This is a genomic window from Achromobacter agilis (genome assembly GCF_900496965.1).
GTDB lineage: Bacteria > Pseudomonadota > Gammaproteobacteria > Burkholderiales > Burkholderiaceae_B > Achromobacter > Achromobacter agilis.
Genome location: NZ_UFQB01000001.1, coordinates 398442 through 414278, shown reverse-complemented (window position 1 = coordinate 414278; position 15837 = coordinate 398442). Strand labels below are relative to the sequence as shown.

The following is a 15837-nucleotide window of genomic DNA, read 5'->3' as shown; positions in this document are numbered from 1 at the left end:
GGGCGGGGCGCGGCCTCAGCGTTTGTTCAGGATCGGCACCGACATCTGGTCGGGCGTTATTTCCTTGATCAGATCCTGCACGGCCCACGGCACCGACGGATCGTTCTTGATGCGGAAGTGGTACATGGACTGCATGGCCTGGTGATCCTCGGGCCGGAAAGTCATCTTGCCCTTGGGCGTATCGAAGCTCATCCCTTCCATCGCCTTTATCAGCGTGTCGGTGTCGGAGTTGCCCGCGGTCTTGGACAGCGCCTGCACGATCGCGATACCGGCCGACATGCCGCCCGCGGTGAAGAAGTCGGGGGGCTGTCCGTAGCGCTTCTGGTGTTCCGCGACCAGCCAGTCGTTGACTGGGTTCTTCGGGATGCCGTAGTAGTAATAAGTCGCGCCTTCCATGCCGGCCAGCGACTTCAGCGGCGTCATGGCGGCCAGCGTGTTGCCGCCCGTGGCGATCTCGATACCGAAGCGTTTCGGATCCAGGTCGGCGATCTTGAAGGGATTGCCCGCACCGGCCCAGAGGATGAAGATGATCTTGCGGCCGGGCTTGTCCTTCAGTGCGTCGAACAGACGCTGCGCGCCGGCGGTAAAGTCGGTGGCGTTGGCGGGCAGGTATTCCTCGTGCACGATTTTGGCGTTCTTCAACGCGCCCTTGAACGCCTTTACGCCGTCGCGGCCGAACGCATAGTCTTGCGCCAGCATGGCGATCGAGGTGCCGGCCTGGTCGAAAGCGACCGCGTTGGCGATGGCGTCCTGCGAGGAGTTGCGGCCGGTGCGGAAGATGTAGCGGTTCCATTTGTCGCCGGTGATCGAATCCGCCACGGCCGGTTCGACCAGCAGGATCTTTTCGTACTCCTCGGCGATCGGCAGCATGGCCAGCGCAACCCCGGAGGAGGTCGGGCCCACGGCGATGTCGGCGTTGTCGTCGGCATAGGCCGAGGCCAGCTGCGCGCGCGCCACGTCGGGCTTGCCCTGGTTGTCCTTTTCGATCACGCGGATCTTGCGGCCGGCCACCGTCATGGTGCCTTGCGTCGCGTATTCCAGGCCCAGCATCAGGCCGTTCTGGGTTTGCTTGGCGTAGGCTTCCAGCGGCCCCGTCTTGTCATAGACGTGGGCCACGACGAAATCCTTCGCCGCTGCTGCAGAACTCATGCATAGGCCGACCAGCGCGGCGAGCAGAACGCGTTTCATGGGGGGCTCCTGTTATCAGTGGCGGGTGGCCGCCGGTTGGTCCGGCGTGGCCAGGAATTGGCGGATGGCGTCGATCTGGGGGGCGACGTTCAGGGCGGGGGCGTGGCCGCAATCCGGGAAGTCGATGCGTTGCGCCCGCGGGCCGCGCTGCGTCATGGCGTCCGCCACGTCGGGCAGCAGCAGGTCGGAATCGGCGCCTCGCAGCAGCAGGACCGGCATGCGCAGCGAGTCATACCCGCTCCAGCGGTCGTAGTCGCCGGGGTGGTGGCTGAACTGCCCCACGATGGCAGGATCGTAGTGGGCGGTGATGCGCCCGTCCGGCAGGCGGCGCACGGAGGTTTCGGTCATTCGGCGCCATTGCTCGTCGCTTTGCCAGCCATAGGGCTTGTAGGCGGTGCGCAGCCACGCTTCCAGTTCCGTGACCGTGTCGAAGGCGGGGGGCGCGCCGACATAGGCCACGATGCGCTCGACGGCAGCCTGGGGCAGTTCGGGCCCGATGTCGTTGACCACCAGGTGCGAGATCCGGTCGCGCAATGTGGTGGCCGCGGCATGCATGCCCGTCGCGCCGCCCATGGACGTGCCTACCCAGCGCACGCGCGCCAGCGACAGGCCGTCGAGCAGGGCGCGGGCCAGCGCCGCATAGAAATCCAGGCGGTATTCTGCGACCGGATCGGGGCTCCATTGCGACAGGCCGCGGCCGATCGTGTCGGGGCAGATGATGCGGTACTCGTTCGCCAGCGCTTGCGCCAGCTCGTCGAAATCGCGTCCGGTGCGGGCCAGGCCGTGCCACATGATGACGGCCGGCGCGTCCGCCGCACCCCATTCCGTGTAATGCAGTTCGCGGCCCTCGCAGCGCAGATAGCGCGAAGCCGGCGCGGACGGGTTCGCCATGGGTCTCCTCCCGGGTTGTCCAGGTTGTGTGCTTATCGGGCTGAATATAGACTTGCGCCAAGCGCGCCAACAAGGCGCCCGACGCCCCAGAGCAGGGTGAGTCAAGAATATGTAGACGCAGGATCACAGGCGCCTGGCGCCGATGCCTGCGCACAAGGAGACCGCGCCATGTCCGATACGGAATTCGCCATTTCGGCCAGCGCCGGCGCTGACCGGCGCGATGCGTGGCGCGCGGCTCTGTCGGATGCGTTCGGTCCGTTCGAGGTGCACCACGGCAGGCCGGGCAATTTCTCTGGACACGTGCGCTATGTGCGCCGCGCCAGCCTGCAGTTCAATGACCTGCACTATCAGGGACAGAAGCTCGAGCGCACGGCCGGCAATGTGTCGCGGCTGGATCAGGAGTTCTATACCTTCGGCCTGCCATTGGCCGGGCCCTTGGCGGTGCAGCAGCAGGGGCGCGAGTTCCAGGTCGAGCCGGGGTGCGTATACCTGATGAACCAGAGCTTGCCCTACCAGGCGACGGCGCAGGGCGCCTCGGGCTACCGCAGCCTGAGTGTGTCGTTCCCGCGCAGCGCGCTATCCCAGCGCGATTCCCGCATCGGAGCGTTCTACAAGCTGCGCGTGGATGACGGCTCGCCGCGGGGCGCGCTCCTGGCCAGCTATATGGATCATCTGTTCAAGGGCATGGGCGGGTGGTCCGAGGCCGAGGTGGCGGAGCTGGGTGAACGGCTGATCGACCTGATCGTGCTGTTTCTCGTGCAGCCGGGGCAGGGGTACGCGTCGGAGTCGGACAGCAGCGTGACGGTGGCGCATCGGCAACGGGTGCTGGCCTACATTCGCCAGCATCTGGCCGATCCTGCGCTCTCGCCGCAGCACGTGGCGCAGGGCTGCGGGGTGTCCGTGGCCTATCTGCATCGCATCCTGCGCGCGGGCGGCTTGTCGGCGGAGTCCTTCATTTTCGAACTGCGGCTCGACAAATGCCGCGAGCTGCTGCTGAATCCGCTGCATCGCCATCGCAGCATCGCGGAATTGGCCTACCAGGTGGGCTTTTCGCATCCTTCGCATTTCAGCCGCTTGTTCAAGCGCCGTTTCGGCGTGACGCCGCGCGACCTGCGGGCGGGCTTCCAGCCAGGGCTTTCAGATCCGGGCCAACAGCAGGGTTGATCCCCAGGCGGCCAGGTACAGGCCGATGCCGAAAACGGTGTGGGCCATCAGGCTGCGCAGGCGGGCCGTGTTGGGCCTGGGGGTGCGGGACGCGGCAATGCCGGCTCCCATGCCCGGCTGCAGAATGAAGAATGGGGCCGCCAAGCTGGCCAGTCCGAACAGCAGGGCGGGCAGCAAGCTCGGGCGCTGGGCCCATTCCAGGCCGGCGACCGCCAGCAGGATCGCCGCGAACAGCACGCCGATCGCATAGTGGGCGGCCCAGCCCAGCGCGCGTTCGCCAGGCACGGGGGCGGCCCGGCCGATGGCATCGTGGGTGAATTGGCCGCGCGCCAGATGGCCGACCCATCTGCCTACCATGGCAAAGTCCAGCGACGGCAGGCGCAGACAGCGCTTGAGGAAAACCGCCCACAAGTCCATGACCGCGGTTGCGCCCACGCCGATCAGGAGCGCGCGCAGGAAGAATTCGGATTCGTTGGCCATGGGATCTCCGGTTGTCGTGCCAGGCAGCGTGAATATTCAATACATTCAATTTATTGATTGAATGTTAGAGTGATGCTATCTTCATGTCAATGAACGCTTCCGCCGATTCCTATCCCGCCCAGCATTTCGATGCGCTAGCCGAAGTCGCCAAGACCCTGGGGCATGCGCATCGCCTGGTACTGCTCGAGCACGTCGCCCAGGGCGAACGTGCGGTCGAGCGCCTGGCCGAGCTGTCCGGACTGTCGGTGGCCAATACGTCCCAGCATTTGCAGCACCTGCGCCGAGCAGGTTTCGTGCAGACGCGGCGCGACGGCAAGCGCGTGCTGTACCGGCTGGGCACGGGGCCGGTCGCTCAGTTGCTGGCGGCGTTGCGCGGCTATGCCGAGCACCAGCGCGCCGAGATCAAGGAAATCATCGCCGACAGCATTCATCAGCGGGATCGCCTGGACGGCGTGTCCGTCGACGAATTGCTCGGCCTGCTCGATAGCGGAAGCGTCGTGCTGCTGGATGTGCGTCCCGCGGAGGAATTCGCGCTGGGCCATCTGCCGGGGGCGGTCAATATTCCGCCCGAGCAGCTGGAAGGCCGACTGGCGGACCTGCCGGCCGATGCCAACATCGTGGCCTATTGCCGGGGGCCGTACTGCGTCCTGTCGTCGGATGCGGTCGCCGCCCTGCAGGCCCGGGGCCTGCGCGCCCGCAGGCTGGATGTTGGCTTTCCGGAATGGAAGGCGGCGGGATTGCGCGTCGAGGCGGCCTGACTCGCGGCCGTCGACGACGAAAAAAAGCCCCGGACGGCGACGCCCGGGGCTTTTTCTTGGCGCCTGGCAGGATCAGACGTGCGTGATGAACTTCGTGACCAGGTAGCCGTCGAACGTTTCCAGGCCGCCTTCGCTGCCGATGCCGCTGTCCTTGATACCGCCGAAGGGCGTCTCGGCCAGGGCGCTGCCGAAATGGTTGATGTTGACCATGCCGGCTTCCAGGCCGTTGGAGACCTTGGTGGCGGTCTGCAGCGAGTTGGTGAAGACGTAGGACGACAGGCCGAACGGCAGGCTGTTGGCGCGCGCCAGCACTTCATCGGTGTCGGTGAAGCGGACCACCGGCGCCACCGGGCCGAAGGGCTCTTCGGTCATCAGCATGGCGTTGTCGGGCAGGTCGGTGACAACCGTGGGGGCAAAGAAGAAGCCCTTGCGATCCAGCGGACCACCGCCGACCACCACCTTGCCGCCATGCTTCTTGGCGTCGTCGATGAAAGCGCTCATGGCGGGGACGCGGCGCTCGTGCGCCAGCGGGCCCATGTCGATGCCAGCTTCGAGGCCGTCGCCGACCTTGATGTTCTTGAGCACCTCGGAGAAGCGCGCCAGGAACTGCTCGTAGGCGCCGTTCTGCACGTAGAAGCGGGTGGGCGACACGCACACCTGGCCGGCGTTGCGCACCTTGAACTTGGCCAGCATGGTGGCGGCGCGGTCGATGTCGGCGTCGTCGAACACCAGCACGGGCGAGTGGCCGCCGAGCTCCATGGTGACGCGCTTCATGTGGGCGCCGGCCAGCGCGGCCAGTTGCTTGCCCACCGGCACGGAGCCGGTGAACGAGACCTTGCGCACGATCGGCGAACGGATCAGATAGTCGGAAATCTTGGCGGGTTCGCCCCAAACGATGTTCAGGCAGCCCTTGGGCAGGCCGGCATCGTGGAACATGCGGGCGATGGCCATGACGGCGCTGGGCGAGTCTTCCGGACCTTTCAGCACCACCGTGCAACCGGCGCCGAGCGCGGCGGCGATCTTGCGGATGGCTTGGTTGTAGGGGAAGTTCCAGGGCGTGAAGGCGGCGCAGACGCCGATGGGTTCGCGCACCACGATCTGGCGCACGTCAGGGTTGCGCGGCTGGATCACGCGGCCGTAGATGCGGCGGCATTCCTCGGCGTGCCAGTCGGCATGTTCGGCGCAGGAGGTGACCTCGCCGACGGCTTCGGCCAGCGGCTTGCCCTGGTCGAGGGTCATGTTGCGGCCGATTTCCTTGGCACGCTCGCGCGACAGGGTGGCGACCTTGCGCAGGATGGCGGAACGATCCATGGGAGAAGATTTCTTCCAGGATTCGAACGCGCGCTGGGCGGCGGCTAGCGCGCGATCCAGATCCGCTTCGGTGGCGTGGGGCAGCTGGCCGAGCACTTCCAGCGTGGCCGGGTTGATGACGTCCTGGGTGCGCCTGCCCTCTCCGGCGACGAATTCGCCGTCGATATACAGCGCCAACTGTTCATACATGCCTGTCTTTCCTTGCGAAGTAGGAGTGGATAGCGATCGCTGTCGCCCATGCCAGTCTAAACCAGCTTGCCGGCGGCGGGGAGGTCCAATAGCGGCAGGAGCCTTGGAGCCAATCGGCGCGCAAACCTTGCATGCGTGCCCCGCCATGGACAAAATGATGCATCTTTGGCTGCCTACCGGATTACCCATTGTGCAACCCGTCGATGCGCGTCCGTCCGGCAAGCCCAGCGTCTATTCGCGGGTCTTTTTCCGGTTCATAGACTGGCTGCGCCATCGTATTGCCCAGGCGTCGCTGGTGGGAGACCATCCCATCTTCCGGAACAGCCAGTTTCCCTGGGTGGCCGGGCTTGAGGCGCAGGCGCCCGCCATCCGCGCAGAATTGGCGGGGCTGCTGTCCGAGCGCCAGCGCCTGCCCGCCTTCCACGAGATCTCGCCCGACGTGGGGCAGATCACCTCGGACGACCAATGGAAAACGTTCGTGTTCATGGGTTATGGCCTGCGTTCCGACCGTAACCTGGCGCGCTGTCCCGCCACCGCCCGGGCGCTGGCGGGAATCCCGGGCATCCGCACCGCGTTCTTTTCCATCCTTGAGGCGGGCAAAAGAATTCCGCTGCACACCGGCCCTTACAACGGCGTGCTGCGCCTGCACCTGGGCCTGGTGGTGCCGGAGCCCGCCGAGCGGTGCTGGATCGAGGTCGGGGGCGAGCGCTATAGCTGGCAGGAAGGGCGGGCCGTGGTGTTCGACGACCTGTACCCGCACGAGGTGCATAACGATACGGCCGGCCTGCGCGCCGTGCTGTTCGTGGACTTTGAACGGCCGTGCCGGGCGCCGGTCAGGTGGCTGAACCGCCTGGTGCTTATGGCCGCGCCATTCACGGATGAAATCCGCCGCGGCAAGGCCAATCACGACGCCTGGGAGAAGGGGTACTATCGTCAAAAATAAGGGGACGCATGATGCCGGCGGTGCCTCGCCAAGCCGAAACGTGGTCTTTTGTGCGTTATCCCAACAAAGTGCTTGCGCTCAAAATTTAACCAGGCTAGAATGATCAGCTTTCCCAGATTGTCGATCGAGTTGGCCCAAGCCAATGGCAAGTTAACTCGGCGTGTTGGGGGAATACCCGCAGGATTTCAACCCAGGGTCGTTGCGTTGCCAACCAGTTGCAGGCGTAGGGCGAAAGCACTAGGCGTGCCAACACTAAAGCAGGGCGGCAGACCTGACGGGACCAAAACTGGCAGGAATTGCAGTGTTCCCTTGTTGGGAAAACCGTATTTCCAGTTAAGTTGGAACAGGAAAAATCATGATCCAAATGCAGACCACGCTGGATGTGGCCGATAACACTGGTGCGCGTCATGTCATGTGCATTAAGGTGCTCGGTGGCTCCAAGCGCCGTTATGCCGGTATCGGCGACATCATCAAGGTGAGCGTCAAAGATGCGGCTCCGCGCGGACGCGTCAAGAAAGGCGAAATTTACAATGCCGTGGTGGTTCGTACCGCCAAGGGCGTGCGCCGTAAAGACGGTTCGCTGATTCGTTTCGGTGGCAATGCCGCCGTGTTGCTCAACGCCAAGCTGGAGCCTATCGGCACCCGCATCTTCGGACCCGTGACGCGTGAACTGCGTACCGAGAAGTTCATGAAGATCGTGTCGCTGGCCCCGGAAGTGCTGTAAGGAGCCCTACGATGAACAACATTCGTAAAGGCGACGAAGTCATCGTCCTGACCGGCCGCGACAAGAAGCGTCGCGGTACGGTGCTTGCTCGCGTTGACGCCGACCACGTTTTGGTCGAAGGCGTCAATGTCGTCAAGAAACACGTGAAAGCCAACCCGATGGCCAACAACCCGGGCGGAATCGTCGAAAAGACCATGCCGATCCACATCTCGAATGTGGCGCTCTTCAACCCCGCGACCGGTCGTGGCGACCGTGTGGGCGTGCAAGAAGTCGAAGGTCGCAAGGTCCGCGTGTTCCGTTCCAATGGTGCCGTTGTCGGCGCCAAGGCGTAAGGGGCGATAGACATGTCTCGTTTGCAAGATCTCTATAAGAGCAAGGTCGCTGCCGACCTGCAGGCCAAGTTTGGCTACAAGAGCACGATGGAAGTGCCGCGCATCACCAAGATCACCCTGAACATGGGTGTCTCGGAAGCCGTCGCTGACAAAAAGGTCATCGAGCACGCCGTTTCGGACCTGACCAAGATCGCCGGCCAGAAGCCCGTCGTGACGAAGACCAAGAAGGCTATCGCCGGGTTCAAGATCCGCGAAAACTACCCGATTGGTTGCATGGTCACGCTGCGTGGTCAGCGCATGTACGAATTCCTGGATCGCCTGGTGGCGGTTGCGCTGCCTCGCGTGCGCGACTTCCGCGGCATCTCGGGTCGTGCGTTCGACGGCCGTGGCAACTACAACATCGGGGTGAAAGAGCAGATCATTTTCCCCGAAATCGAGTACGACAAGATCGACGCGCTGCGTGGGCTGAACATCAGCATCACCACCTCCGCGAAGACCGACGAAGAAGCCAAGGCGCTGTTGACGGCCTTCAGCTTCCCGTTCCGTAACTAAGGGGCTGATGACGTGGCTAAACTTTCCCTCATCAATCGCGACATCAAGCGCGCCAAGCTGGCTGACAAGTTCGCCGCCAAGCGTGCTGAGTTGAAGGCGATCATCGACGACCAGTCGAAGACCGACGAAGAACGTTACCAAGCTCGGCTCAAGCTGCAACAGCTGCCGCGCAATGCCAACCCGACGCGTCAACGTAACCGTTGCGTGGTCACCGGTCGTCCGCGCGGTGTGTTCCGCAAGTTCGGCCTGACGCGCCACAAACTGCGTGAAATGGCGATGAAGGGTGAAATCCCCGGCATCACCAAGGCCAGCTGGTAGGAGAAACAATATGAGCATGAGCGATCCCATCGCCGATATGCTGACCCGCATTCGCAATGCGCAGCAAGTGGACAAAGTTACGGTGAACATGCCCTCCTCGAAGCTGAAGGCGGCCATTGCCGCCGTGCTGAAGGACGAAGGCTACATCGACAGCTTTGAAATCAAGGGCACCCAGGCCAAGCCTGAGCTCGAGATCACCCTGAAGTACTACGCTGGCCGTCCGGTTATCGAGCGCATCGAACGCGTCTCGCGCCCTGGTCTGCGTATCTACAAGGGCCGTACCAGCATTCCTCAGGTCATGAACGGCCTGGGCGTGGCTATCGTTTCGACCTCGCGCGGCGTTATGACCGACCGTAAGGCTCGCGCCAACGGCGTCGGCGGCGAAGTGCTGTGCTACGTGGCCTAAGGAGAAATTCGAATGTCACGTATCGCTAAGTATCCGGTCGAGCTGCCCAAGGGTGTCGAAGCTGACATCAAGCAGGATCAGATCACCGTCAAGGGCCCGCTGGGTTCCTTGACCCAAGCCCTGACTGGCGACGTCACGGTTGCGCTGGACGAAGGCAAGCTCACGTTTGCCGCCGCCAACGAAACCCGTCACGCCAATGCCATGTCGGGTACCGTGCGCGCGCTGGTGGCCAACATGGTCAACGGCGTGAGCAAGGGATTCGAGCGCAAGCTGAACCTGGTTGGCGTGGGTTACCGCGCCTCGGTTCAAGGCGACGCCGTTAAGCTGCAGCTCGGTTTCTCGCACGACGTCGTGCATCAGTTGCCGGCCGGTATCAAGGCCGAATGCCCCACCCAGACGGAAATCGTCATCAAGGGCGCCAACAAGCAAGTCGTCGGTCAGGTGGCCGCTGAAATCCGCGCGTACCGCGAACCCGAACCCTACAAGGGCAAGGGCGTGCGTTACTCGGACGAACGCGTCGTCATCAAAGAAACCAAGAAGAAATAACGGCGCACGCAAGGACGAATCATGGACAAAAAAGTTTCCCGTTTGCGTCGTGCGGTTCCGACCCGCCGGAAGATCAACGAGCTGCGCGTTCATCGCCTCTCGATTTTCCGCTCGAACCAGCACATCTACGCCAACATCATTTCGCCGGAAGGCGATCGCGTTCTGGTCAGCGCCTCGACTGTCGAAGCCGAAGTGCGCGCGCAACTGGCCGGCCAAACTGGTCAGGGCGGCAACAAAGCCGCTGCGTCGCTGGTTGGCAAGCGCGTGGCCGAAAAGGCCAAGGCTGCCGGTATCGAACTGGTCGCTTTCGATCGCTCGGGCTTTCGTTACCATGGCCGCGTGAAAGCGCTGGCCGATGCCGCGCGTGAAGCCGGCCTGAAGTTCTAAGCGAGGATCTGTCAAATGGCTAAAGTACAAGGCAAGAACGCTGCGGAAAAAGAGAACGATGACGGCCTCCGCGAAAAGATGATCGCGGTCAACCGCGTGAGCAAAGTGGTCAAGGGTGGTCGCACCATGAGCTTTGCCGCGCTGACCGTGGTTGGCGATGGCGATGGTCGCATCGGCATGGGCAAGGGCAAGGCGCGTGAAGTGCCGGTGTCCGTTCAGAAGGCGATGGAACAGGCCCGCCGCGGCATGTTCAAGGTCGCCCTGAAGAACGGCACGCTGCACCACACCGTGGTTGGCAAGCATGGCGCCGCTACCGTGCTGATCTCGCCCGCTGCTGAAGGTACCGGTGTTATCGCCGGCGGCCCGATGCGCGCTATTTTTGATGTGATGGGTGTGCGTAACGTGGTTGCCAAGAGCCTGGGCTCGAGCAACCCCTACAACATGGTTCGCGCCACGTTGAACGGCCTGCGCGCCTCCATGACCCCGGCTGATGTTGCTGCCAAGCGCGGCAAGTCGGTCGAAGAAATCCTGGGGTAAATCATGGCTCAGAAGCAGATCAAAGTGACCCTCGTGCGCTCGGTGATCGGTACCAAGCAATCGCACCGTGATACGGTTCGCGGTTTGGGCTTGGGTCGCATCAACAGCAGCCGCGTGTTGGTCGATACGCCCGAGGTGCGTGGGATGATCCGTAAGGTGGATTATCTCGTTTCCGTCTCGGAAGCCTAAGGAATCACCATGTCGGATATGCAACTTAATTCGCTGAAGCCCGCTGAGGGCAGCAAGCACGCCAAGCGCCGCGTCGGCCGTGGCATCGGTTCGGGTCTGGGTAAGACCGCCGGCCGTGGTCACAAGGGTCAGAAGTCGCGCTCGGGCGGTTTCCATAAGGTTGGCTTCGAAGGCGGTCAAATGCCGCTGCAGCGTCGTCTGCCCAAGCGTGGTTTCACCCCGCTCGGCCAGCACCTGTACGCCGAAGTTCGTCTGTCGGACCTGCAAGCCCTGCCCATCGACGAAGTCGACGTGCAAGTGCTGAAGGCGGCTGGCGTGATCGGCCAGGCGGTTCGTTACGCCAAGGTCATCAAGTCGGGTGAACTCTCGCGCAAGGTTGTGCTGAAGGGCATTACCGCGACGGCCGGCGCTCGCGCCGCCATCGAAGCCGCGGGCGGCTCGCTTGCCTGATCACGAGGTGACGAGTGGCTAACGCGCAGGCATTGGGCAAAACCGGAGGACGGTACGGCGACCTAAAGCGCCGTCTCGTGTTCCTGGTGCTCGCCCTGGTGGTTTACCGGTTGGGTACTCACATCCCGGTACCGGGCATCAACCCGGATGCGCTGGCGGACCTGTTCCGCCAGAACCAGGGCGGGATCCTCGGCCTGTTCAACATGTTCTCGGGCGGGGCGCTCTCGCGCTTCTCGATTTTTGCCCTGGGGATCATGCCGTACATTTCGGCATCCATCATCATGCAGCTTATGTCTGTGGTGGTGCCGTCGCTGGAAGCTCTCAAGAAAGAGGGCGAATCCGGCCGTCGGAAGATTACCCAATACACCCGCTACGGCACTGTCGTGCTGGCGCTGGTGCAGGCAGTGGGCATTTCGGTAGCGTTGGAGTCCCAGCAGGGACTGGTGATCGATCCGGGCATGCTGTTCCGCTTTACGACCGTCGTGACCCTGGTCACCGGCACCATGTTCGTCATGTGGCTGGGTGAGCAGATCACGGAACGTGGTCTGGGCAACGGGATTTCCATCCTGATCTTCGCAGGTATCGTTGCAGGCTTGCCTGCCGCGCTGGCTGCACTGTTGGACCTGGTCCGCACCAACGCGATGTCCGTGCTGTCGGCACTGTTCATCGTGGCTCTGGTGGTGCTGGTTACCGCTTTTGTGGTGTTCGTGGAACGCGGACAGCGCAAGATCACGGTGAACTACGCCAAGCGTCAGGTCGGCAACAAGATCTATGGTGGCCAAAGCTCGCATTTGCCGCTGAAGCTGAACATGGCAGGGGTGATTCCGCCGATCTTCGCATCGTCGATCATTCTGTTCCCGGCCACGATCACGAGCTGGTTTTCCAGCAGCGAGAACATGCGCTGGCTTAGCGACCTGGCTGCGGCCCTGTCGCCTCGTCAACCGCTCTACATCACGCTGTACTCGGTCGCGATTATTTTCTTCTGCTTTTTCTACACGGCTCTGGTGTTCAACAGCCGCGAAACGGCGGACAACCTGAAGAAGAGTGGTGCGTTTGTTCCGGGCATTCGTCCGGGCGAACAAACAGCGCGCTACATCGACAAGATCCTGATGCGTTTGACGCTCGCAGGTGCCATCTACATCACGTTGGTGTGCCTGTTGCCGGAATTCTTGGTGATGCGCTGGAACGTTCCTTTCTACTTCGGTGGTACGTCCCTGTTGATTATTGTGGTGGTGACGATGGATTTCATGGCACAGGTTCAGGCCTACATGATGTCTCACCAGTACGACTCGTTGCTCAAGAAGGCGAACTTCAAGGGCTCGGGTTTGCCGATGCGGTAAGCAAAAGATGTCCAAGGACGACGTCATTCAGATGCAAGGCGAGGTTCTTGAGAACCTCCCCAACGCGACATTTCGCGTCAAGCTCGAAAACGGCCACGTGGTGTTGGGCCATATTTCCGGCAAGATGCGTATGCATTACATCCGGATCCTGCCGGGTGACAAGGTCACAGTGGAGCTCACGCCCTATGATCTGACGCGAGCCAGGATAGTTTTCCGCTCCAAATGAGCGGAACCGGATTACGGAAAATTAGGAGTCAACCATGAAAGTAATGGCATCGGTTAAGCGGATCTGCCGCAACTGCAAAGTTATCAAACGTCACGGCGTGGTGCGCGTTATCTGCACCGACCCGCGTCACAAGCAGCGTCAAGGCTAACTCGGGTTAGCGACTACGCAACAGATTTATTCAAGGAATAGTCATGGCCCGTATTGCTGGCATTAACATCCCGCCGCAACAGCACGCCGAGATCGGACTGACCGCCATTTTTGGCATTGGTCGTACGCGCGCTCGCAAGATTTGCGAAGCGGCAAACGTACCCTTTGACAAGAAGGTCAAGGATCTGAACGACGCTGAATTGGAACGCGTCCGCGAACATGTTGGTTTGTTCACGGTTGAAGGCGACCTGCGTCGTGAAGTACAGCTCTCGATCAAGCGTTTGATCGACCTGGGAACCTACCGCGGTATGCGTCACAAGCGCGGTTTGCCCGTGCGCGGCCAGCGCACTCGCACCAACGCCCGGACCCGCAAGGGCCCGCGTCGTGCTGCTGCGTCCCTGAAGAAATAATCGAGGAACTGGATTATGGCGAAAGCTTCCACCAGCGGCGCTTCGCGCGTGCGCAAAAAGGTCAAGAAGAACGTCTCGGACGGCATCGCGCACGTTCACGCTTCGTTCAACAACACCATCATCACCATCACCGATCGTCAGGGCAACGCACTGTCGTGGGCCACGTCGGGCGGTGCTGGCTTCAAGGGCTCGCGCAAGTCGACCCCGTTCGCCGCGCAGGTCGCTGCTGAAACGGCTGGCCGCGTCGCGCTGGAGTACGGCATCAAGACGCTGGAAGTGCGCATCAAGGGCCCCGGCCCCGGTCGCGAATCGTCGGTCCGCGCTCTGAACGCGCTGGGCATCAAGATTTCGTCCATCGCCGACATCACGCCCGTTCCGCACAACGGCTGCCGTCCGCCGAAGCGTCGTCGTATCTAAAGGGAATCCACATGGCACGTTATATTGGACCCAAATGCAAGCTCTCGCGCCGCGAGGGTACTGACCTGTTCCTGAAGAGCGCCCGTCGCTCGCTGGATTCCAAGTGCAAGCTGGATTCCAAGCCTGGCCAACACGGCCGCACTTCGGGTGCCCGCACTTCCGACTACGGCCTGCAGCTGCGCGAAAAGCAAAAGCTCAAGCGCATGTACGGCGTGCTGGAAAAGCAATTCCGCAAGTACTTCGCTGAAGCCGAGCGTCGCCGTGGCAACACCGGCGAAACGCTGATCCAGCTGCTGGAATCGCGCCTGGACAACGTCGTCTACCGCATGGGCTTCGGCTCGACGCGCGCCGAAGCTCGCCAGCTGGTGAGCCACCGCGCCATCGAACTGAACGGCCACACGGCTGACATCGCTTCGATGCTGGTCAAGGCTGGCGACGTCGTGTCGATCCGCGAAAAGGCCAAGAAGCAAGGCCGCATCAAGGAATCGCTCGATCTGGCCACCAGCATCGGCATCCCCCAGTGGGTGGAAGTCGATACGACCAAGTTGACCGGTACGTTCAAGTCGGCCCCCGATCGCGCTGACGTCGCTCGCGACATCAACGAGTCGATGGTCGTCGAACTGTACTCGCGTTAATCAAGCCTGCCGGCGCTACCTTCGCAAGGCGTCGGCGAGCTGGTCTCGCGACCCGTTTGCACGTCCCGCAGCAGCCCGCTTTCCGCCTTTTGGCGGAGCGGGCTTTGCGGTAAGTATCGGCCGGTGTTTTTCGCGCCGTCCGCGTTTCAAGTTTCACCCTGTCCATCAGCCTTATCGGTGTAACGAGCCGAGGGTATTGAAAAGGAACACAGTAAATGTCCACTCAAGGTTTCCTGAAGCCGCGCTCCATTGAAGTCGAACCGGTCGGCACGCACCATGCCAAGATCGTGATGGAGCCGTTCGAGCGTGGCTACGGTCATACGCTGGGCAACGCCCTGCGCCGCATCCTGCTGTCTTCGATGACCGGCTACGCGCCGACCGAAGTGCAGATGACGGGCGTGGTGCACGAATACTCGACCATCCCGGGCGTTCGCGAAGATGTCGTCGACATCCTGCTGAACTTGAAGGGCGTGGTTTTCAAGCTGCACAATCGCGACGAAGTGACCCTGGTGCTGCGCAAGACCGGCGCCGGCACGGTGCTGGCCAGCGACATCGAGCTGCCGCACGACGTCGAGATCATCAACCCCGGCCATGCGATCTGCAACCTGACGGACGCAGGCAAGCTGGAAATGCAGATCAAGGTTGAAAAGGGCCGTGGCTACGTGCCGGGTAACGTGCGCGCGCTGTCGGAAGACCGCACCCACACCATCGGCCGCATCGTCCTGGACGCTTCGTTCAGCCCGGTCCGCCGCGTGAGCTACGCCGTTGAAAGCGCCCGCGTGGAACAGCGCACCGACCTGGACAAGCTGGTGCTGGACATCGAAACCAACGGCGTGATCTCGCCCGAGGAAGCGGTGCGCCAGTCGGCTCGCATCCTGATGGACCAGATCTCGGTCTTTGCCGCGCTGGAAGGCGCTGGCGACTCGTACGAAGCCCCGGTCCGCGGCACGCCGCAGATCGACCCGGTGCTGCTGCGTCCGGTCGACGACCTGGAGCTGACGGTGCGTTCGGCCAACTGCCTGAAGGCCGAAAACATCTACTACATCGGCGACCTGATCCAGCGTACCGAAAACGAGCTGCTCAAGACCCCGAACCTGGGTCGCAAGTCGCTCAACGAGATCAAGGAAGTCTTGGCCGCACGCGGCCTGACGCTGGGCATGAAGCTCGAAAACTGGCCCCCCCTGGGCCTGGAGCGTCCCTAAGTCTTGAAAGGGGGCCGTTCCTGGAAAGGGGCGGCTCCCGCAAGCAGCCGGCCTTGCGCCGGCCCGTTTGCGAAATCGTCGTAAAATGCACCGTT

Annotated in this window: 24 protein-coding genes; 20 read left to right on the top strand and 4 right to left on the bottom strand. The window is 62.5% G+C overall.

Annotated elements, in window-relative coordinates; translation table 11 throughout:
* Positions 1-15: 15 nt before the first annotated feature.
* On the bottom strand, positions 16-1188 hold the full coding sequence (locus AGI3411_RS02015) for a substrate-binding domain-containing protein (RefSeq protein WP_129525745.1): 1173 nt from the start codon (positions 1186-1188) through the stop codon (positions 16-18).
* 15 nt (positions 1189-1203) lie between these two features.
* Positions 1204-2079, bottom strand: a complete 876-nt coding sequence (locus AGI3411_RS02010) for an alpha/beta fold hydrolase (protein ID WP_129525744.1) — start codon at positions 2077-2079, stop codon at positions 1204-1206.
* Positions 2080-2247: 168 nt separating this feature from the next.
* On the opposite strand from AGI3411_RS02010, the gene AGI3411_RS02005 reads away from it, so the two are divergent.
* Positions 2248-3243, top strand: a complete 996-nt coding sequence (locus AGI3411_RS02005; protein ID WP_129525743.1) for an AraC-like ligand-binding domain-containing protein — start codon at positions 2248-2250, stop codon at positions 3241-3243.
* Here AGI3411_RS02005 and AGI3411_RS02000 read toward each other — a convergent pair.
* Positions 3217-3723: a DUF2938 domain-containing protein gene (locus AGI3411_RS02000; RefSeq protein ID WP_129525742.1), complete on the bottom strand. Its 507-nt coding sequence runs from the start codon at positions 3721-3723 to the stop codon at positions 3217-3219. The two genes, AGI3411_RS02005 and AGI3411_RS02000, sit on opposite strands and share 27 nt — an antisense overlap.
* A gap of 89 nt (positions 3724-3812) precedes the next feature.
* Here AGI3411_RS02000 and AGI3411_RS01995 point away from each other — a divergent pair, with 89 nt between their 5' ends.
* A complete protein-coding gene (locus AGI3411_RS01995; protein ID WP_129525784.1) occupies positions 3813-4481 on the top strand; it encodes an ArsR/SmtB family transcription factor in 669 nt (222 codons plus the stop codon).
* 72 nt (positions 4482-4553) lie between these two features.
* Here AGI3411_RS01995 and AGI3411_RS01990 read toward each other — a convergent pair whose 3' ends face one another.
* On the bottom strand, positions 4554-5981 hold the full coding sequence (locus AGI3411_RS01990) for an NAD-dependent succinate-semialdehyde dehydrogenase (protein ID WP_129525741.1): 1428 nt from the start codon (positions 5979-5981) through the stop codon (positions 4554-4556).
* Positions 5982-6171: 190 nt separating this feature from the next.
* On the opposite strand from AGI3411_RS01990, the gene AGI3411_RS01985 reads away from it, so the two are divergent.
* The 18 genes from AGI3411_RS01985 (at position 6172) to AGI3411_RS01900 (ending at position 15742) form a co-directional block, all read left to right on the top strand.
* Positions 6172-6924: an aspartyl/asparaginyl beta-hydroxylase domain-containing protein gene (locus AGI3411_RS01985; RefSeq protein ID WP_129525740.1), complete on the top strand. Its 753-nt coding sequence runs from the start codon at positions 6172-6174 to the stop codon at positions 6922-6924.
* Positions 6925-7279: 355 nt separating this feature from the next.
* Positions 7280-7648 carry a 50S ribosomal protein L14 gene (gene rplN, locus AGI3411_RS01980; RefSeq protein WP_006216531.1) on the top strand — a complete coding sequence of 123 codons (369 nt, stop codon included), beginning with the start codon at positions 7280-7282 and terminating at the stop codon, positions 7646-7648.
* Between the two features lie 11 nt (positions 7649-7659).
* Entirely contained in the window at positions 7660-7980 is a 321-nt protein-coding gene (gene rplX / locus AGI3411_RS01975) for a 50S ribosomal protein L24 (protein ID WP_006389623.1), read from the top strand.
* Between the two features lie 12 nt (positions 7981-7992).
* A complete protein-coding gene (gene rplE / locus AGI3411_RS01970; protein WP_043541565.1) occupies positions 7993-8532 on the top strand; it encodes a 50S ribosomal protein L5 in 540 nt (179 codons plus the stop codon).
* 12 nt (positions 8533-8544) lie between these two features.
* Positions 8545-8850 (top strand): 30S ribosomal protein S14, encoded by a 306-nt coding sequence (gene rpsN, locus AGI3411_RS01965; RefSeq protein ID WP_006216527.1) that lies wholly within the window; start codon positions 8545-8547, stop codon positions 8848-8850.
* A gap of 10 nt (positions 8851-8860) precedes the next feature.
* Positions 8861-9256 (top strand): 30S ribosomal protein S8, encoded by a 396-nt coding sequence (gene rpsH, locus AGI3411_RS01960; RefSeq protein WP_006392029.1) that lies wholly within the window; start codon positions 8861-8863, stop codon positions 9254-9256.
* 12 nt (positions 9257-9268) lie between these two features.
* On the top strand, positions 9269-9802 hold the full coding sequence (rplF, locus tag AGI3411_RS01955) for a 50S ribosomal protein L6 (protein WP_129525739.1): 534 nt from the start codon (positions 9269-9271) through the stop codon (positions 9800-9802).
* 21 nt (positions 9803-9823) lie between these two features.
* Positions 9824-10189: a 50S ribosomal protein L18 gene (rplR, locus tag AGI3411_RS01950; RefSeq protein ID WP_013397004.1), complete on the top strand. Its 366-nt coding sequence runs from the start codon at positions 9824-9826 to the stop codon at positions 10187-10189.
* 15 nt (positions 10190-10204) lie between these two features.
* The gene (gene rpsE, locus AGI3411_RS01945; protein WP_013397003.1) at positions 10205-10726 is read left to right on the top strand and encodes a 30S ribosomal protein S5; all 522 of its coding nucleotides are present in this window, start codon (positions 10205-10207) and stop codon (positions 10724-10726) included.
* Between the two features lie 3 nt (positions 10727-10729).
* Positions 10730-10915 (top strand): 50S ribosomal protein L30, encoded by a 186-nt coding sequence (gene rpmD, locus AGI3411_RS01940; protein WP_006216520.1) that lies wholly within the window; start codon positions 10730-10732, stop codon positions 10913-10915.
* Positions 10916-10924: 9 nt separating this feature from the next.
* A complete protein-coding gene (gene rplO / locus AGI3411_RS01935) occupies positions 10925-11365 on the top strand; it encodes a 50S ribosomal protein L15 (protein ID WP_043541568.1) in 441 nt (146 codons plus the stop codon).
* Positions 11366-11379: 14 nt separating this feature from the next.
* Positions 11380-12705 carry a preprotein translocase subunit SecY gene (gene secY, locus AGI3411_RS01930; protein WP_129242267.1) on the top strand — a complete coding sequence of 442 codons (1326 nt, stop codon included), beginning with the start codon at positions 11380-11382 and terminating at the stop codon, positions 12703-12705.
* 7 nt (positions 12706-12712) lie between these two features.
* Complete coding sequence (gene infA, locus AGI3411_RS01925; protein WP_003806927.1) at positions 12713-12931, top strand: translation initiation factor IF-1; 219 nt, start codon at positions 12713-12715, stop codon at positions 12929-12931.
* Between the two features lie 34 nt (positions 12932-12965).
* Positions 12966-13079 (top strand): 50S ribosomal protein L36, encoded by a 114-nt coding sequence (rpmJ, locus tag AGI3411_RS01920; RefSeq protein WP_003806928.1) that lies wholly within the window; start codon positions 12966-12968, stop codon positions 13077-13079.
* A 43-nt stretch (positions 13080-13122) separates the two neighbouring features.
* Positions 13123-13488 (top strand): 30S ribosomal protein S13, encoded by a 366-nt coding sequence (gene rpsM, locus AGI3411_RS01915; protein ID WP_006216517.1) that lies wholly within the window; start codon positions 13123-13125, stop codon positions 13486-13488.
* A gap of 15 nt (positions 13489-13503) precedes the next feature.
* Positions 13504-13905: a 30S ribosomal protein S11 gene (gene rpsK / locus AGI3411_RS01910; protein WP_006216516.1), complete on the top strand. Its 402-nt coding sequence runs from the start codon at positions 13504-13506 to the stop codon at positions 13903-13905.
* An 11-nt stretch (positions 13906-13916) separates the two neighbouring features.
* Entirely contained in the window at positions 13917-14540 is a 624-nt protein-coding gene (gene rpsD / locus AGI3411_RS01905; protein WP_013397000.1) for a 30S ribosomal protein S4, read from the top strand.
* A 215-nt stretch (positions 14541-14755) separates the two neighbouring features.
* Positions 14756-15742, top strand: coding sequence for a DNA-directed RNA polymerase subunit alpha (locus tag AGI3411_RS01900; RefSeq protein ID WP_006216514.1), 987 nt, complete (start codon positions 14756-14758; stop codon positions 15740-15742).
* The last annotated feature ends 95 nt before the right edge of the window (positions 15743-15837 follow it).

Excerpts from the sequence above, each read along its gene's own strand:
- AGI3411_RS02015 (WP_129525745.1), bottom strand. The coding sequence starts at position 1,188 with ATGAAACGCGTTCTGCTCGCCGCGCTGGTCGGCCTATGCATGAGTTCT.
- AGI3411_RS02010 (WP_129525744.1), bottom strand. The coding sequence starts at position 2,079 with ATGGCGAACCCGTCCGCGCCGGCTTCGCGCTATCTGCGCTGCGAGGGC.
- AGI3411_RS02005 (WP_129525743.1), top strand. The coding sequence starts at position 2,248 with ATGTCCGATACGGAATTCGCCATTTCGGCCAGCGCCGGCGCTGACCGG.
- AGI3411_RS02000 (WP_129525742.1), bottom strand. The coding sequence starts at position 3,723 with ATGGCCAACGAATCCGAATTCTTCCTGCGCGCGCTCCTGATCGGCGTG.
- AGI3411_RS01995 (WP_129525784.1), top strand. The coding sequence starts at position 3,813 with ATGAACGCTTCCGCCGATTCCTATCCCGCCCAGCATTTCGATGCGCTA.
- AGI3411_RS01990 (WP_129525741.1), bottom strand. The coding sequence starts at position 5,981 with ATGTATGAACAGTTGGCGCTGTATATCGACGGCGAATTCGTCGCCGGA.
- rplN (WP_006216531.1), top strand. The coding sequence starts at position 7,280 with ATGATCCAAATGCAGACCACGCTGGATGTGGCCGATAACACTGGTGCG.
- rplX (WP_006389623.1), top strand. The coding sequence starts at position 7,660 with ATGAACAACATTCGTAAAGGCGACGAAGTCATCGTCCTGACCGGCCGC.
- rplE (WP_043541565.1), top strand. The coding sequence starts at position 7,993 with ATGTCTCGTTTGCAAGATCTCTATAAGAGCAAGGTCGCTGCCGACCTG.
- rpsH (WP_006392029.1), top strand. The coding sequence starts at position 8,861 with ATGAGCATGAGCGATCCCATCGCCGATATGCTGACCCGCATTCGCAAT.
- rplF (WP_129525739.1), top strand. The coding sequence starts at position 9,269 with ATGTCACGTATCGCTAAGTATCCGGTCGAGCTGCCCAAGGGTGTCGAA.
- rplR (WP_013397004.1), top strand. The coding sequence starts at position 9,824 with ATGGACAAAAAAGTTTCCCGTTTGCGTCGTGCGGTTCCGACCCGCCGG.
- rpsE (WP_013397003.1), top strand. The coding sequence starts at position 10,205 with ATGGCTAAAGTACAAGGCAAGAACGCTGCGGAAAAAGAGAACGATGAC.
- rpmD (WP_006216520.1), top strand. The coding sequence starts at position 10,730 with ATGGCTCAGAAGCAGATCAAAGTGACCCTCGTGCGCTCGGTGATCGGT.
- rplO (WP_043541568.1), top strand. The coding sequence starts at position 10,925 with ATGTCGGATATGCAACTTAATTCGCTGAAGCCCGCTGAGGGCAGCAAG.
- infA (WP_003806927.1), top strand. The coding sequence starts at position 12,713 with ATGTCCAAGGACGACGTCATTCAGATGCAAGGCGAGGTTCTTGAGAAC.
- rpmJ (WP_003806928.1), top strand. The coding sequence starts at position 12,966 with ATGAAAGTAATGGCATCGGTTAAGCGGATCTGCCGCAACTGCAAAGTT.
- rpsM (WP_006216517.1), top strand. The coding sequence starts at position 13,123 with ATGGCCCGTATTGCTGGCATTAACATCCCGCCGCAACAGCACGCCGAG.
- rpsK (WP_006216516.1), top strand. The coding sequence starts at position 13,504 with ATGGCGAAAGCTTCCACCAGCGGCGCTTCGCGCGTGCGCAAAAAGGTC.
- rpsD (WP_013397000.1), top strand. The coding sequence starts at position 13,917 with ATGGCACGTTATATTGGACCCAAATGCAAGCTCTCGCGCCGCGAGGGT.
- AGI3411_RS01900 (WP_006216514.1), top strand. The coding sequence starts at position 14,756 with ATGTCCACTCAAGGTTTCCTGAAGCCGCGCTCCATTGAAGTCGAACCG.